Consider the following 17902-nt stretch of genomic DNA (forward strand, 5'->3'; position numbering starts at 1 on the left):
TTTTTTATAATGCATTGGAGGAATTATAATGAACGTTAGAAAATCAATATCTGTATTACTGGCAGCAGCTTGCCTTAGTGCGGGAACAAATATGTTTGTTGCAAACGCAGCTGTTGTTAATCCCGAGATCTCTTCTTACAACAATGTTGAAGATTCTAAGACAGATGAAAAGATAAAATCACTTCAGGCTCAGGTCAAAGATCTTAAAGCAGAACTGGCCGAAGCAGAAAGACGTATGATACAGTATCAGTATGAAATGGATGATATGCAGAATTCCTGGCAGCGTGAAAGAGCTAATTTAATGGAAGAAATTGACGTAAGAGATAATCAGCGCAAACAAGTTATAAACGACTATGAAGATCAGCTGGCAAGCGCAAACCGTAAGATAGTAGATCTTCAGGATCAGCTTTCAAGTGTTCAGAAAACAAACTCTTCACTCAGCACAGAAAATGCAAATCTTAAAAAGACAAATTCTTCACTCACCACAGAAAATACAAATCTTAAAAAGACAAATTCCACTCTTACTTCTGAAAAGGCAACCCTTACTTCAGAAAAAGCAACTCTTACCGCAGATAAGGCATCTCTCACATCTCAGGTAGCAAAGCTCAAGAGCGATGCGGCTACATACAAGGACGATATTATGCGCCTTGACGTAAACAGCGACAAACTTCTCGACGCTTCTGATGCTTCAATGATTCTGAGCATCTATGCTTACAACAGCACAAACAACTCTCAGATCACATCTATCAGCACATATTTAAAGAAAAAGTAATCTCTTTACGATCAGAAAGGACCTTTCTTTTGCAGAAGGTCCTTTTGTTTTTTTGTCTTTATCCCCTGCCTGTCAGTCCGTATTCGCGAAGCTGAAAGGCGTAGCTATGCCTTTTTCTCAAATATCCGCTCTGCCCTCCAAGCTTGACAATTTTATAACATTATGGTATACTAATGGTATATTGCACCGTGTGCAATATTACAAAATATATATTTCATAAGGAGAAAAAACATGAGTTCAAGCAAAAAAAACAAAAAGTTCATTGCATCTGTTATGGCACTTTCGATCATAACCGCAGGAGCAACATCAGCTGAATCAAGTATAATAAGAAATATTATACCTGCAAACACACTTTCAGCAGAAGCAGCAAATTCAAACGGCTGGGATTATTCAGTTCTCAGCAACGGAACAGTAAAACTTACCAGGTATACCGGTGGAGCTTCATATGTAACTGTACCAAGCTCCATCAATAACAAGACTGTTTCTGCATTAGGAGATAACTTATTTAAGGATAATACCACTATCAGGTCTGTAACAATCCCAAAGGGCATAACAGAACTCCCTTACTGTTGTTTCTGGGGCGCAACAAATCTTGAATCCGTGTCTCTCCCAAGCGGACTGACTACTATCTGGAACTGCGCATTCAAGGATACCAAGAGTTTAAGATCTGTCACTATCCCTTCAACTGTTAAAGACATCAAATTCCGTGCATTCTGGGGATCGGGAATCACTTCTTTTTCAGCATCATCGCTTAATGATATGGGAAGCGCTGTTTTTGAAGACTGCAAAAACCTCAAGTCTGCATATCTTCAGAATGGTTTTACTTTGACATGGGACACTTTCAAGGGCTGCTCAAGCCTTGAAACAGTAACTCTTCCCAATTCCTTAAAAAGACTTGGAGGAGGTACATTTGATGGCTGTGTCAAACTCAAATCAGTAACTATACCTTCATCTGTTTATTCTTTAGAAAAAAACGCATTTAAAGACTGTACAAGTATTCAATCAGTATCGATACCTTCTTCTGTAACCGATTTTGGTGAAGCCATATTTGACGGCTGTACTTCACTTAACAATATTAATATTTCAGGTATTAGTGTATTTGAATCTTTGATATTGAATCATTCATTAAAAAATACTCCTAATCTTACAAAAATAAACAATGAATCTGTTGTTTTATACAGAAGCAAAAGGTACAGTCCTATTGCTGAACCTTATTTCAATTCCAAATATTCTGATTTTATTTATGAAAACTTTGACATAACAGACGCTGATCGTCCGGGATTCTATGAAGAGTTTCTTAAAGCAGATATAAAATACATTGTCAAAACCAATACAAATTCTCAGCAGACAGATGCTCAGAAAGCCAAAGCCTTACATGATTGGGTGTGCAACAAAGTTGAATATGCATTTGATGAAGAAGGAAACCCAGCTCATACAGGCAAAGAGGCTATAGATTCATCAGTTTTTATGGGCGATAAAGCAATTTGTGAAGGTTATGCCCAAGGATTGGCATTACTTCTGAATGAAGCAGGCATTGAAGCATATACTGCGGACAACAACGGTCATTTGTGGAACATGGCCAAAATTGATGGCCATTATTTCCATATTGATGCAACATGGGATGATTATACAAATAGCTACAATTATTTCCTTAAATCAGATTCTGTATTCAGTGCCGATGGCCATAGAACATGGCACCTTGAAACCGCCAACAATTCAAGGCTCCCTGATGTCTCTTCAATTCCTCTGCCTGAATGCCCATATTCTGTAGGTGATGCAGATAGGGACGGAGATATCGATAAAGATGACATAAACTTTATCCAGAGATACCTTTTAGGTCTTGAAAATATTGCCCCAACAGACAAAGTATATGCAGATGCAAACCTTGACGGCACAATCGATATGTCAGATACTGTTACACTTATACAGCAGTATCACCTTTATTGATCGGCATACATTAACAACTGAAACAAAAGGGACTTTCCGAATATGGAAAGTCCCTTTTTTATGCAACACTATCCTGACAGGACAAAAAGTTTCAAGTGCGGCTGTCTTGCTCTGCCGAAGCATCTGTGCACGATCAGCCCCAGAAGCCATGGTGCTGCTGATGCAGCCTGTAAAGCACCTCTGAGAGCTTTCCGTTGATGTCGGTGTTGTAACCGAAGTTCCACTGCTGCTGTCCGCAAAGCATCTGACGTGCAAGCATATCCTCCCAGTAGTCCGTTCCGCCCGCGGTACCGTCCAGATCGAAGTCATAATCCAGTATGCCGTCTCCGTTTGCATCGCTGTAGGTCTCGGGACAATTTGCGATCTCATCATTGACATCATTGTTGTAAACCATGAGAAGCGGATGATCGGTCGGATGATTCTGTACGATATTTCCGCCGTGAAGAGACTTTTTCAGGAAGTAGGTATAATGGGTCTTATCCTGCGGCGGATTAGCTCCTGCATAAGAGTTGTCATTGGTAACATCAACGTGATAGAATTTGCCGTCTATCTTGACCAGATTCCAGGCGTGAAAGCTGTGACCGATGTGATATGATTCTATGCCTGCTGTGGAAAGAAGCATGGTATATGCCTTTGCAAAGCCGTCACATACCGTCTCACCTACGCCGTCTCCGCGGACATTTATTGCATAGCTGAGAAATACCGATGAAGCCATATGATTCTCGGGATCATTATTCGTCTCTCCGTTAAGTTTGTCTTCGTATTCGCAGTGACGCACCAGCCAGTCATGCAGCTGACGTGCCTTCAGAGCATCGTTCATCCAGCCGCTTCCCGGCTGATCGGGATCGGAGTCGGTCTCTGTCTTTACGATATATTTGCAGAGATCCGTGCAGTAGTCATTCACAAATCCCACATTGACGCTTCTGCTGAAATGATTGCGGACAGCTGTTTCAATGGCAGGATTAATAACGGGCTTGCGTACACCGCTGCTGTCTGTCACATACTGCAGCGCCTGCTTGCCGTTGACATCATAGAGTGCAGGGCAGTTATTAAATGCCGGATAAGTATACCTGCTGCTCGTCCATGAGCTGTCGGAGAGCTGTACGTGTGCCAGCGCAGTACAGTCAGTAAATGAATTCGGAGTGATCTCTGTCGCGCCGAGAATGGTCAGCGATGTCATAGCGGTACAATGTCTGAACGCCTCCTGATCAACATATGTAATGCTTGCAGGTATGGTAACAGACGTTAACGGCGCATTGTGAAAAGCACCATGTGAGATCTTAGTAACGGACACCTCTTCATTCAGAGAAGGTATTACAACTGTGGACGGGATAGTCAGTGCTCCGCCAGAACCGTAATAACCGGATATCCTTGCCTGTCCTGTCTCCGTATCATAGTAATACCTGATATTGTTGACAGTGCAGTAGCCTGAAGCTGCCTTTGCGGTAAGGCCTCCGGGTATGACCGATAAAGAAGCGCCGAGAAATGCTGCGGTAAGAAATGAGAAAGCTTTATTGCGTTTCATATGTAATTCCTCCTTAAACAGTTTTTAAAAATAATACAGTGATGATTTCCGCAAATTTATCTATAAGCTCAGCGAAAGCTTAATTGCTGGGAGTTGTTCCGTAATAGCCGTCAATGAATCCTTCAAAGGAAGTGTGCTGCTGATAGAACCAGAAATAAAGCGTCTCGTCCATAATGTCGTTCATCTCTTCCATTGATTTGCCGGGATATATATACTGATTCATGAAGTTGTATGCGTAAAGGTCTCTCAGGAAGTCGTACTGAAGCCACTTGCCGCTTAGGTTATAGTCGTAGTCAAGGATGCCGTCGTGATTAGCGTCCTTATATGACTGGGCGCACTGTCCGATCTGTGTCAGTACCGATCCGCTGTATTTGGTAAGAAGCGGGTGGTCCTTGGCATCATCATACATCTTTGTAGCACCGTATTTGCAATTATGAAGATTCTTCATATCATTATCATTCTTCAGGAAATTTACGTAGTATGTGCCGTAATCACCAACTGTGCCGTCTGTATCGTCAGCAAGAACATCACACTGATAGTAGCTGCCGTCGATCTTGACTGCATTCCATGCGCGTCCGCCCTTGTCGATACAGGGACTGCCGCCTATGACATATGACTCTATGTTCGCAGTAGAAAGCAGCATGGTGTAAGCCTTGGCATAGCCGACACAGACACTTTCGCCGACGCCTTCTCCTCTTGCGTTCACGCCTGCACTGAGGAATACCGACGATGCAACGTGGTTGTCAAGATCCATGAACTTCTCGCCGTCCTCGTAGTCTTCAAACTCACAATGGCGGATAACCCAGTCATGGAGCTGGCGTGCCTTCAGTGCATCATTCATCCATCCTGCTGTTTCGGTGCCTACAACATATTTGCAGTAATCCGAACAGTATTGATCCACAAATTTAACGTTGGTACTGCTTGAGAAAACATCCTTAATAACATTGTAAATATTGCTGTTCAGTACAGGACGTTTTACAGTCGCAGAAACAGACTGCAAAGTATATGCGGGCTCACCATTTACGTTTACAAGGCTTAAATCATTCCTGAATGCTGCAACGCCGTCGGCGTTTTTACAGCCGTCTGCGATCTGAACGCTTTCCAGATAAGGGCAGTTTGCAAATGCGTCTTTTTCAAGTACGGTATCGCCCTCAATGGTGACAGATTTCAGAGATCTGCAATTATTGAATGCCTTTTCTTTAATTGTTTTCACACCTGAAGGGATCGTAATACTCTTCAGCCCTGAATTTTCAAAGGCACGGTCTTCGATATATTCAAGGGAATCTGGCAGCGAAATACTCTCAATAGGTGTATTCATAAATGCACAGTCGCCAATGACCTTGATCGTATCGGGCAGTGTAACGGAACGCAGATCCGACTTATTACTAAAGGCATTCGCATCAAGCTCTGTTATCGTTCTGCCATCGATCTCATCAGGAACTGTGAAAGAACGTCCGTAGCCTGCATACCTTACAAAATAAGCTTCATCGGAGTTCTCGTAATAGCCGATAACCATTAATTCTCCTGCAACGTCCGTGGGATATCTTTTTATGATATAGTTGCCAAGGCCCTCTTCCGCGCTGGCGGTGATGCCTGCGGAACCTGAACATACAATTGGAAGTGCAGTAACTGAAATACCTGTCAGTGCTGCTGTCATAAATGAGATTAGTCTTCTGTTTTTCATGTATAAATCCTCCTGAAAATTGTTTTTTATTTCCTGCTGTGAACTTCCTTGCTCAGGAAGCAGCCGGTGAACGTAATAATTTTATTAGAATGTATTGTGCTCCTGTACAGGTGATCCGCTTTGTTTCTTTCTTTTGCATTATTATATACTTTGTAAGCCATATAAGTCAATAGAATTTCGGTAAGTTGCAATTTTACTATGGTAAGTTGTCGTTTTACAAAGGTAAGCTGCAATTTTACCATTGTAAGCTGTACCCATGATGAACCGCTCCGGCTTTTCACAAAGATGGCCGCACTGCATTTCTGTCGGTTACGGACAGACGTTCCATGCGAAATTTTATTATAAATATTACCATATTTTTATCCTTAAAAATACAATCCGAAAAAAATTTTTTAAAAAACCTGTCTGATATTGCTTCTCATCTCCGTTTGTTTTTTATGGAGGCACAAACATCAGATCTGATTATTACAACCCCGCTTCCTTAAAAAGAAAAAACTCAAAAAACAGAAAGGACAATGATCATGAACAAAAAAATCTCAGCACTTGTTACATCAATTGCTATGCTCGCTTCTTCAGCAGCTTTCGTACCAACTGTATCAGCTCAGGCTGAATCGCCGAGATCTGCTGACCTCAGCACATCGAGCTTTTTCCCCGGAATAATCAATCAGGGCGGAGTAGGCTCATGCGTGGCTTGCACAACAGCATACTATCAGTTCACCTATGAGGCGAGAAAAGCTCTTTATCATTATGATCCCAGAGCAAATACCGAATTCACCTACTCTCCCGCATCTCTTTATCCTCAGATCAACGACGGCGAAAACTGGGGATCATGGGAATACAAGGCATATCGTGTTTTAAAGAACAGAGGAGCTCTTACTGTTGAAGAAATGCCTTATGACGGATGCTTTGATATGAGATTCTATAAAGACGAGAATAATATAAGAACATATTACAGTGACCCAACGAGAATCAATTATATAACCCAGGATGATTATGCATACAATAACATCCTTCTGCACAGCACAGCCAAAGATGAAAACGGAAACAGAATAATCAATGAAAATGATTTTGAAAAGGTCGATGTGGTCGGAGGTAAGCAGCGCTACAGAAGAAAAGGCGAATATATCACCGAAAGCGAATACAATAACCTCAGCGCATCTGACCAGGAATACTATGTGCCCGTTTACGGAAACAACTATACCGAGGTTCCGACAGGGCTTTACTGGCACGTAGCAAGAACCTACAGAGCTATTCCAAGAGATGAACAGGCTCTCTTCAATGCCCTCAAAATGAGACTTGACAGCTACGAAGGCTGGTCTATATGCTCACCTAACCAGGATCACGCATCAAAAGCGCTGATAACCGAAGACACCACCGTAGACTGGGATACAACAGATACTAAAGAAATAGAAGATCAGTTCATCAGCAATATAAAAGATGCTCTCGATCACGGAAAATTAGTAGCTACTTCAACCAGCTTCCACTATCTCGATTTTGAAGGAAATACATACCTGAAAAACGATAAGAATGAACATATAGTATTCCAGAACGTAACACAGTATAACAGATTCGGACTATTAAGATCCGGTCACGAATTCACGATCGTAGGCTATGATGATACTATCGAATGCGATATAAACAATGACGGAGATACTGACGATCCCGGTGAGAAGGGAGCTTTCAAGATCGCAAACTCATGGGGCACAGACTGGGGCAATGATGGTTTTGTATGGGTAATGTATGATGCAGTACATGAAGAATCCGCCCTTGATGACTGCCCTGCTCCGCCGGAAACAAATGACGGCAGCACTTACCAAAGATACCCCGCTTTTGAAGAGGCATATGTAATCAATGTTTCGCCGCAGGAGATAAAACTGGTCTCGGAGGTTGATGTAACTTCCCAGGATTACTACAGTCTGAGTGTAGATAACTATTCCTTCCATTCTCAGAAAATAACAAATGATATCATATCAGATTATGGTTCCACCCCTGTAGTATTCAGCGGTCCGATCTACACTGATATAACAAGATTATGCGGCTCTGAGATCAACAGAAAAGACTATACAGTCAAGCTCAATTCGGATTCCAAATACCATACCACAAAAACGATCGTAAAGGGCATCCGCCTCAAGGACGATAAGGGCAATATCGTATCGGAGTGTTCATTTAAAAACGGCGATGTTTACATGAAGGAACTCACCAACAATGAATCTCTGGAATACACATTATGCGTGAATTTTGAAAAAGGCGACCTGAATTACGACCACGAAATCAACGCTGATGATTACGGAAAGATAATGGAATACTTCGATATTTTAAACGAAGACACCAATGAAGATGAGAAAAATATAAAGATCGGCGAAAAGTTCTCATCATTCCAGCTTGAGCTTCTTGACTCAAACGACGACGGTATCATCGACGAAACAGACAGCAATTATTTTGCATCAATGCTTAATTCATAAAAACTGAAAAGCACATAAAAAATATCGGGAACGGCTTGTATAAGCTGTTCCCGATTATTTTATACGTTTTTTTCCTGCCTGACGAAATGCGCACACACCGCAAAGCACATGATTATCTGCACCACCGTTGAGCATGGAGTGGCAAGACCTATCCTGAACAGCGAACCGCCGCCGAAATGCTGCATTATGAATGCAACAGGGATCCTCACGAGAAACGCTCCCACTATGCCCTGTATCATTACAAACTTTGTTTTCTCTATACCGTTGTAAAAGCCTATAAAACAGAACAGAAAACAGGTGAACATACAGTCGATGGCGTAGGCTTTCAGATAGTCCCACGCAGCAGCGACAGTATCGGGCTTATTGGAGAACAGTCCCGAAAGCAGGTCTCCGTGGAAGAACGCAGTAAAGAACATTACAACACCAAATGCAAGTGATACTGCGATACCGCTTTTAAGAGCCTTTACGGCACGGTCTGTATACCCTGCTCCGTGATTCTGTGCAACAAAGGCTGCCATTGACTGCATGAACGCCGCAGGCACCAGCATGATAAAGGCGCATACCTTATTGGCGACACCTACTCCTGCGGAAGCAGTAACGCCGATCTTATTAACGATCGCAAGTATTACAAGAAAGGAGATCCCCACAAGAAAATCCTGCAATGCTATGGGCGTGCCGATGCGGAGAATGTTTTTAGCGCAGTTCCTTTCCAATTTCAGATCAAACCTGTGGAACTCAAAGGGCAGCTTTGTTTTCCTGATAATAAAGAACGATATGACAACGCTGACAAGCTGTGCCAGTACAGTTGCGAGAGCTGCGCCTGTCGCTCCGAGATGAAATACCGCAACGAACAGAAGATCACCGAAAACATTAAATACACAGGCAATGCCGACTGCGATGAGCGGTGTTCTGGAATCTCCGAGTCCACGAAAGATGCTCCCCAGCAGATTGTATGCCGTTATAACGAGAAAGCCGCCGCCGCATACTCTGATATAACTTTTTGTGAGATCAAAGGCTTCCTCGGGAGCCTGCATAATTGCCGCAAGTCCTCCTGCACCTGTAACACTTATAAGTGTAAACACTGCGCCCGTTAAAGCAAAGATGATAAGACCTGTCCCTATAGTCCTGGCCGCATCATCAGGACGTTTCTGTCCTATCTTTTGTCCGACGGCTACTGTTATTCCCATTGAAAAGCTGACTATAAGGTTAGTCAGCGTATGAAGTATCTGAGAGCCTGTGGAAACGGCAGACACATCGGCATCTGTGCCGAACTGCCCCACTACAAGCAGATCAACTGCACCATACATAGCCTGCAAAAACATCGCAAGCAGGACAGGCAGCATGAATTTCAGGAGCTTGGGCAGGATAGCTCCCTCGGTAAAGCTGTTATTATTCATCTGTATACCTCCGCAAAAAACCGGACAAAACAGCAGGCGTATCAGCTCTGCGGTCTTATCCGGCATTAAATCTCTGTTTAACGTTTTTCCTCCGAACTAACTTTACCATTATATCACGGTTTTTATACAGTGTCAAGCATTGTTATACCAGCTTGCTATTTCTTCCATTGTGTGTTATAATTGGAAAAAACATTGTCAGGAGGTCTTAATATGCTTGAATTCATAACAATAAACGAACACAGCAGTATCCGTATTGACGAGGGAAAGGTCATATACTCCGATCCGTACAACATCAGCAGCGCTGCTCACGACGCCGATATCATTCTCATCACTCACAGCCACTTCGACCACTACTCCCTTGATGATATACGCAAGGTGATGAAGTCCGATACTGTCATCGTCTGTCCCACATCTGTAAACGAGCCGAAGGAGCTTGATCTGTCCGTGAAGCAGGTCACCGCTGGCGAAAAGTTTGAAGTCCTCGGCGTAAGATTTGAAGCAGTTCCTGCGTACAATATCGGCAAGCCATTCCACCCTAAGTCCAACGGCTGGCTGGGATATATCATCGACAGTTCCGCTCACGGACGAATATATATTGCAGGAGATACTGACATAACTCCCGACAACAAGCAGGTAAAGTGTGATATTGCGCTCATTCCCGCAGGCGGTACTTTCACTACCGATGCGGTGCAAGCGGCGGAGCTTGCTAATGCTATCCGCCCTAAGTATGCTATCCCTATACATTACGGAACAGTCGCAGGCTCTCCCGATGACGGAGAGAAATTCCGCAAGGCTGTTGACAGCTGTATAGAAGTAGTTATAAAACTATAATATCAAGCCGATATCCGCTTTTAAATCCGAAAAAGCTCCGACTTTACAGTCGGAGCTTTATTCATTGCTGTTTACTTTATAAAAACCATGCCCCGGACAGTGAAGCTGCCGCTTCCTGAGATAGAAGCTTCAAGGTCGCCTGTTGTGTTCCGGCAGCAGCCGGGCTCGGCGTCATGACCGTCCCGTTCATGCTCAGAATAAGAACAGTTTTATAAAAACTGATTTACAAATACAAAATAAGAACAGATAGTATATTGTATTTTTCGTTATTCGGTTATAAGCTGTCTTATGCCGATCTTTTTTATCCTGCGTGACACAAGAAATGCGAACAGGAAGAAACATATACTGATAGCTGCTGCCGGAACAAGAACACTTGCAGGAGTAAGCGGTGTATAGAAGTTTGTTACACCTATTCCCCTTAACAGAATTGTTATCAGCTTATTCATGAACAGCATCCCCAAAAGAGTTCCGAGCAGTGCTCCGAAAACCGAAACAATAAAAAACCTTACAGCAAATTGCAGTCGCAGCCTGCCTGTGGTAAAGCCCTGTGACTTGAATATGCCGATATCATTCTTTTCCTGCGTAAAGGCCTTTGAGCTCATCATTGAAACTACTATAAACGCAAAGAAAAGTGAAAATGTATAGATTATGATCCTGATTACCTTGACCGCTGTATCGTATATTGCATCGTCATCATCATCCTTTCCCAATGTGACCTTAATGCTGTCGCCGTATTCTTCTTCAAGAGCGGCTTTTGCCTCTTCAGCCTTTGTTTCATCTTCAAGCATAATACTGCCATGATCAGTGTGTTTATGCAAACCAAGCTTTTCACCTGCATCTGTATTGATGGCAGCAGCTCTGCCCATATCGCTCATGGACATATATATTCCGGAAATGATGAATTCCTCATGGTTATCGAATTTAGCAATATTTACTGTATCGCCGAGTTTAATGTCCAGCTCATCAGCTAACAATTCGGTAATGACTATCTCGTTGTCGTATAAAGGTGCTCTGCCTTTTGAAGTCATGATATCTTCGGGATACATATCCATACGGCAATATACTTCTTCACCGTTTACAGATATATATGTGCCGAGAGAGAAATTTTTTCTTCGGATAGCAGCGTGTTCTTCCACAGTTTCGACTATCTTATCTATTTTATCCTTTTGTGTCATCTCATCGAAGGAAAAAACGATATCCCTTATATCCATTCCCATATTTTCTCCGGCTGTACGAGAGTTTACAGCTTCACTGAGGGCATTGACCATCAGCATGAAAAGCACAAGTATTGCTGCGATCAACACCGATGCAAAATATCTTCTTTTTGCAGATGTGAACTGACGCAGAGCCAGTGTTGAAGAAAGCAGCTTTGCACTTATGGGAAGCTTTATGCGGGTGTCAAAATATATTTCATTTCTGCCGCCTGAAATAGCACGTATAGGTGATACCTTGCATACCTTATGAGTGATAATATATATAAATACGACGCTGACTCCAAGTATCACAAAAAGGTAAAGAAACGTTTTTCCGAATGCATGATGTGTTTGTGTAATACAGCCTGATATCGGCTCAAAAACACGGGTTACAAGTCTCGTGAGAGGCAGTTCACAGAATATTCCGAGGACACTTCCGATGACTTCCGCAATGATATACTGAAGCATTATAAAAAGCCGTATCCTGAAGTTGCCGAATCCCTGAGATTTTAATATGCCAAGATTGGTATAATCCATTTCTATGCCCGTTGAGATGCTGTGTCCCATAATGATAAGTACGACTACGGCAAGTATAAGTATGAACACGAGCAGTATACCGAGTATGATATCCTGGTAAATGTTGGTATAGTGCATAGACTCGCTTTTGGTTGTTGCCCCCCACGCATTTGAGATTATATCCGTGTCAAGATTTACCTGACGGCGAATTTTCCCGTCGGATAGTGTGCAGTCGTCTGACTTGTACAGCTGTACGAAATATCCTGTGCCCCAGTGATCATCGCTGTTTTCCTTTGAGTTTTCAGCCATTATCATATCAAAATCCTTCTGTGAAACGAACATCCACTTCCAGCCTATGACCATTGCTCCGTACATCGGTTCAACTACAAATCCCTTTACAGTGAAATCGTAATCTCCGCTTATGGTGTGTGCAGTCACTTTGTCACCGATATCACATTTATATCTGCTCTTTGAACCGTAGCTCATGTATATCTCTCCCTCGGAAAGCGGAGGGATATTTTCTTCAAGGCCGTTGCACTCTTTATTCACAAGCTTTATGCCCTTGGGCAAAGGAGTAAAGAAACATGAGTTTTTGTTGCTGACTTTCTCTGATTCAACACCGTATGAAATTACAGCAGAAGGTGTTAATGTATAATGGTCGATGATAGCTTCATCATCAAGCTTCTGTCTCATTTCGTCAGTAAAAAGTACGTCCTTGAGCATAACCGTAATGTCTGCGCTGTTGGCTGAGGAATAAGCTTCGTTCAGGGAGTCGTCACAGCTTTTCCTGACACTGAATATAAGATTGAGCGCCATAGATATGATGAACATAAGGATCACTATGCTGATGAACGTGCCCTTCCTGCGGCGTATATTTGCTTTCAGCAAGGTAAGTATCTCCATACCTCTCACCTCACCATTCAAGGGAATTGAGCCATGCGTTTACCTGAGTCTCGCGGCTCTTCTCCTCAGACTGTTCATATGGTCTGAGAACAAGCTCACCAATAACGTTTCCGTCCGAAAGATAAAGCAGACGAGATGCTCTCAATGCTGCACGTATATCATGCGTTACCATGAGTATGCTCTGACCGCTGCGGTTGATCTCTGTGAGAAGGTCCAGTACCTCTGTAGTATTTTTACGATTGAGCGCACCTGTTGGCTCATCCGCAAAGAGAAGCTTCGGCTGATTAATAACAGCTCGTGCGATAGCACATCTCTGCTGTTCGCCGCCCGAGACCTGTGAGGGAAGATTTGTCTTTACGTGATCTATCCCCATTCTTTTCATCAGTTCATCCGCTCTGCTCCTCACCTCAGAGGCCGAGCATTTTTTATTAAGATATCCCGAAACGACAACATTTTCATACAGAGACAGATTGCTTACAAGATGCATCTGCTGGAAAATAAATCCGAAGTCTGAATACCTCAGCTTTGCAAGCTCCTTTTCGCTCATTTTAACGATATCTTTCTCATTGTATATCACAGAGCCTGCGGTAGCCTTGTCCATGCCGCTGAGAGCATAGAGCATTGTGGATTTTCCCGAGCCTGAAGCTCCCATTATAACGGTGAAGTCTCCTTCATATATTTCAAGGTCAACGCCTGATAATATATGTACCTGTTCGCCGTTGTGAGCAAAACTCTTTGAAAGCAGCCTGGATTTCAGAATTGTTTTTTTCATATTTTAAGCTTCCTTTCACTTTTACTGTTATAATTATACAGCAAAAGTTATTAAGAAGTACTTAAGGCTTTTAACGGAAATGATACCGTTACTTCCAGACCTCCCCCTGCCGCATTTCTGAGGCTTACTTCGCCGTTATGTGCTTCAGTGAGGTATTTTACGATATATAGGCCAAGTCCCGAACCCTGTTCGGTGCCTGTATTTTTTCCGCGGTAGAATTTCTCGAATATAAACGGCATATCTTCATCAAGGATACCGCTACCCGAATCGCGGAAATTTATCATAACGGCTTTTTCCGTTTTTTCAATTGATACAGTTATATCTGTATGGGCGTATTTTCTTGCATTGTTGATCAGGTTTTCGGTTATCTGCATAAGTCGGTTCTTATCTGCAAATACTTCGACAGTGTAGTCGGGACTGATGAAATGAATATCGTTCTGTTCCGCAGCAATCTCTTTTACGGAGCTTTCCATGAATGATATAAGCTCAAATCTCTCGGGCTGCATTTTCAGCTTGTCAAGGTCGGCAAGTGAGTGCAGTAAAAGGTCGTTGGTAAGTTTTGACACCTCGTCGCACTTGCGCATTATTACCGACAGATATTTTCTTCTTTTTTCCGGGGAACTGTCAAGATTTGCGTCAAGTCCCTCGGCATAAGCTCTTATGGATGACACGGGAGTTTTTATATCATGTGAGAGCGTAGCGATAACGGTCTTGTTGTTGTCTATGGCTTCACGTTCGCATGCCCGCGCCTTTGTTATCTCGCGGCGCATACTATCGAATGCCCACGTGAAGCTTCCGAAGTAATTTGAACGCTCGTAGTCGAGTGGGATATCGAAATTTCCCTGTGCTATCTTCTCGGCAAATTTTTTCATCTTATCAAATGGACGCAGTATTGAGAAATATACATATCCGAAGATGACTGCCACAAATACACATCCTATGATGCATATTATCAAAGCCTTATTGCTGTCAGGCGCCGGCATTGAATAATCATGGAGTTCTTCCTTTAATGCAGCCGCCTTCTGAGCAGCCTGTTCTGTTTCGCCCATTTTTATAAGCTGCTCCACTTCGTTTACAGCGACTATAATACCTCCGTTGGCATCAGGAATGTAATCTGCCTTATCATTGTATATAAACAGCGCCGATGCGGCTGTAATCAGAAACATAAAGAAAATGGAGATGCTGATTATCCTGCTTTTCATTATTCTGCCTCCAGTTTGTATCCGATTTTGTATACGGTCTTTATGTAGCACGGAGAAGCCGGATCGTCCTCGATTTTTTCACGCAGCCAGCGTATATGCACTGCAAGTGTTGAAGGCTCCACGTCAGAGAAAGTTCCCCATACGGCCGAGAACAGATCCTCTTTTGAGACCGCTGTGCCGGTATGCTCACAGAGACAAGCCAGCAGATCGAACTCCTTTAGCGACAACGCTACGGGAACACCGTTCTTGGTCACTGAACGTGAAGAAATATCCACTCTTACATTTCCGAATACGATCGGCTCCTGTTCTTCAGCATTACCATAAGCACGCCGCAGCAATGCCTTTATGCGTGAAAAAAGTTCCGCCATGGAATACGGCTTGGGAAGATAGTCATCACCACCGATGTCGAAGCCTGTTATCCTGTCGGATTCACTGGTTCTGGCGCTGGCAAAAATAACAGGAACATTTGATACGCTGCGAAGCTCCTTACATACCTCAAAGCCTGTAAAGTCGGGCAGATTGATATCAAGAAGTATAAGGTCGAAGCTTGTTCTGCACAGTATTTCAAAAGCCTGTCCGGCACTTTCTACGGAAGTCACATTATATCCGTATCCCTCAAGCATATCGGTTATCACAAACGATAAGTCGGTATCATCATCTATTATAAGGATATTGTTTTTCATACTCTTCCTCCCTGCGTTATTTGATCTATTTAAAATTCTTATATTAAATCATACAACATCACTCGTTTATTGTCAAGTTGACAGCATAAGAATCAGTATTATATATCCCGCTGACAGAGAGAAATTCCGCAATGCTGCCGGCAGCGGACTTCGTGCCTTATCAGCCTGTTAAGCTCGGATGAGAATAAAACAAAAACGAGAACAGCTTATCCCAGCTGTTCCCGTTTTCTGTATATATGATTAAAAAAGTCTTTTATTCTGCCTCTTCAGCGCTTTCCCCATAGCGGGTAAATCCGTCGATCAAAGACTTTTCGGCTTTACTGTAATCCTTTGAAGGATCGTATGCCATATATATCAGTGAATGATCCGAGATCCTCCATTTTCCGTCGCTGCATTTTACGAACTCAAGGTCTAAACACTCCATATAAGGATCCGTTTCCGTTTCAATCTTGTTGATCCTCTCCCAGACAAAGGAATTTTCGGTGACGTTGAAGGAACGGTCGGATATTATATTGTCCCAGTTTTCGGGATGATGCGCTAAATCGTCTTTCACAGGAACATAAAGAGCTCCGTTGTAGCCGATAACGTCAAATCTGCGGACCGGACTGTCAGGATCCGTTATTTTATCATCAACGTTATGATCGGAAAAATCATCGCAGTAAACATAGCGGCCGTTGATATTAACATCTTCACGATTATATGCAAAATACTTATCATAGTAATTGCGGAACTCTTCAAGATTGCTGTAACGGTCATCACTGACCTTGTAGTAGGTTACATGGTCATAGATCACAGTGCCCTCTTTCTTGGAATTAGGCCATAAACTCTGATCAAATGAACCGTCGGGATCATCACCGCCGTACTGCCAGAATGATATAGTCTCGGCAGTCGGATCAATAGTATCTGCGGTATTGAGGTTGTAGATATCCATATAAACCGGGAGATAATTGTTGAATATCTCCTTCATCTCCTCTTCGGTCGGAACACCTTCCGAATCGGAAGCGATCAGTTCGATGCCTTCGGTAACAGCTTCCGTAGCAATTTCCGTAAGAGGTTCGGTGACCGCTTCCGTAACTGCTTCCGTAACTAAAATATTATCAGTTGTCATTTCCTCTTCGACCTTAGCAGCAGGTCCTTTTCTTGCAAGAATACCCCTGTTCATGAATCCCAATGTGCCTACACCGCCGGCTACGACAACAAATGCAGCGGCTGCACAAAGCGGCTTATACCACACAGGACGTCTGTATTTCTCAACGCCGGAAACACTGATCTCGCTGTCGGCACTGTCTATATTTTTATCGGCCTTGATCATGTTATTAAACTTTCTTTCGCTCATTTCAAATACCCTCTTTTTTGTTTGTTCATCATCAGATGAGAAAGGGATCAGCTCTTCGATAATATCATCTTTTGCATTTTTCAGTATATCAAATTTCTTCTCACTCATAATGCATCCTCCTTAATACCTCTTACGGCAAGTGCCTCTTTCAGCTTGTCTGCTGCACGTTTGCATCTCATTCTGACGGCTGAAGGCTTCATAGAGAGTAGTCTGGATATCTGCTGCGAATTCTTGTTGTAGTAGAACTTCTGGATCATTATAATGGAATCCGGAGTTCCCAGTTCTTTTATACATTCCATAAGTATCCGTCTGAGTTCCGATCTTTCACTTTCCGCTGCCGGATCCTCTCCCGAGCTTATCTCAGGCGCATTCTCCTCGTCTATCGAGAAAGAACTGTCTGCATTTCTTGACAGTCTGCGATAGCAGTCGATACATTTGCGCTTGGCGATAGTGCCGATATAGCCCTTCAGCTCACCCGTTGCATTTCCGTCATTCAAACTGAAGAACACCTCTGCGAAGATGTCGCTGATACATTCCTCTATGTCCTCATTTGTAAAAAAGTGCAGACGGTTAAACGCTATAGCACGAACATAGCTGTAATATTCATCGAAAAGCATTTCATGAGCTTTTCCCGATGTTTTCTGAAGCAGTGAATTGTACTCTGCGCCCGTCATTATTT

Annotated in this window: 13 protein-coding genes; 4 read left to right on the forward strand and 9 right to left on the reverse strand. The window is 42.9% G+C overall.

Features of this window, described 5'->3' with window-relative positions; translation table 11 throughout:
- Positions 1-28: 28 nt before the first annotated feature.
- Both RF007C_RS02930 and RF007C_RS02935 read left to right on the forward strand, forming a co-directional pair.
- Positions 29-772 carry a hypothetical protein gene (locus RF007C_RS02930; RefSeq protein WP_037297101.1) on the forward strand — a complete coding sequence of 248 codons (744 nt, stop codon included), beginning with the start codon at positions 29-31 and terminating at the stop codon, positions 770-772.
- A 231-nt stretch (positions 773-1003) separates the two neighbouring features.
- Entirely contained in the window at positions 1004-2719 is a 1716-nt protein-coding gene (locus RF007C_RS02935) for a leucine-rich repeat protein (RefSeq protein ID WP_037297102.1), read from the forward strand.
- Positions 2720-2852: 133 nt separating this feature from the next.
- Here the strand turns inward: RF007C_RS02935 and RF007C_RS02940 are convergent, their stop codons facing one another.
- Positions 2853-4244 (reverse strand): leucine-rich repeat domain-containing protein, encoded by a 1392-nt coding sequence (locus RF007C_RS02940; protein WP_037297109.1) that lies wholly within the window; start codon positions 4242-4244, stop codon positions 2853-2855.
- A 79-nt stretch (positions 4245-4323) separates the two neighbouring features.
- The gene (locus RF007C_RS02945; RefSeq protein ID WP_037297112.1) at positions 4324-5928 is read right to left on the reverse strand and encodes a leucine-rich repeat protein; all 1605 of its coding nucleotides are present in this window, start codon (positions 5926-5928) and stop codon (positions 4324-4326) included.
- Between the two features lie 521 nt (positions 5929-6449).
- Here RF007C_RS02945 and RF007C_RS02955 point away from each other — a divergent pair.
- A complete protein-coding gene (locus RF007C_RS02955) occupies positions 6450-8390 on the forward strand; it encodes a C1 family peptidase (RefSeq protein WP_037297115.1) in 1941 nt (646 codons plus the stop codon).
- A gap of 59 nt (positions 8391-8449) precedes the next feature.
- Here the strand turns inward: RF007C_RS02955 and RF007C_RS02960 are convergent, their stop codons facing one another.
- On the reverse strand, positions 8450-9787 hold the full coding sequence (locus RF007C_RS02960; RefSeq protein WP_037297153.1) for an MATE family efflux transporter: 1338 nt from the start codon (positions 9785-9787) through the stop codon (positions 8450-8452).
- A 210-nt stretch (positions 9788-9997) separates the two neighbouring features.
- On the opposite strand from RF007C_RS02960, the gene RF007C_RS02965 reads away from it, so the two are divergent.
- The gene (locus tag RF007C_RS02965) at positions 9998-10618 is read left to right on the forward strand and encodes an MBL fold metallo-hydrolase (protein WP_037297117.1); all 621 of its coding nucleotides are present in this window, start codon (positions 9998-10000) and stop codon (positions 10616-10618) included.
- A 266-nt stretch (positions 10619-10884) separates the two neighbouring features.
- Here the strand turns inward: RF007C_RS02965 and RF007C_RS02970 are convergent, their stop codons facing one another.
- The 6 genes from RF007C_RS02970 to RF007C_RS02995 all read right to left on the reverse strand — a co-directional run bounded on the left by RF007C_RS02970 (position 10885) and on the right by RF007C_RS02995 (position 17897).
- Entirely contained in the window at positions 10885-13230 is a 2346-nt protein-coding gene (locus tag RF007C_RS02970; protein WP_037297118.1) for an ABC transporter permease, read from the reverse strand.
- Positions 13231-13240: 10 nt separating this feature from the next.
- The gene (locus RF007C_RS02975) at positions 13241-14002 is read right to left on the reverse strand and encodes an ABC transporter ATP-binding protein (protein WP_037297121.1); all 762 of its coding nucleotides are present in this window, start codon (positions 14000-14002) and stop codon (positions 13241-13243) included.
- A 50-nt stretch (positions 14003-14052) separates the two neighbouring features.
- A complete protein-coding gene (locus RF007C_RS02980; RefSeq protein ID WP_037297124.1) occupies positions 14053-15204 on the reverse strand; it encodes a HAMP domain-containing sensor histidine kinase in 1152 nt (383 codons plus the stop codon).
- Positions 15204-15887: a response regulator transcription factor gene (locus RF007C_RS02985; protein ID WP_037297126.1), complete on the reverse strand. Its 684-nt coding sequence runs from the start codon at positions 15885-15887 to the stop codon at positions 15204-15206. Before RF007C_RS02985 ends, RF007C_RS02980 begins: the two co-directional genes overlap by 1 nt.
- Positions 15888-16140: 253 nt before the next feature.
- Positions 16141-17331, reverse strand: coding sequence for a hypothetical protein (locus tag RF007C_RS02990; protein ID WP_037297128.1), 1191 nt, complete (start codon positions 17329-17331; stop codon positions 16141-16143).
- On the reverse strand, positions 17328-17897 hold the full coding sequence (locus RF007C_RS02995; RefSeq protein ID WP_037297130.1) for an RNA polymerase sigma factor: 570 nt from the start codon (positions 17895-17897) through the stop codon (positions 17328-17330). The genes RF007C_RS02990 and RF007C_RS02995 overlap by 4 nt, the downstream gene beginning before the upstream one ends.
- Positions 17898-17902 lie beyond the last annotated feature (5 nt).

It is taken from the genome of Ruminococcus flavefaciens 007c (assembly GCF_000571935.1).
Taxonomy (GTDB): Bacteria; Bacillota; Clostridia; order Oscillospirales; family Ruminococcaceae; genus Ruminococcus; species Ruminococcus flavefaciens_F.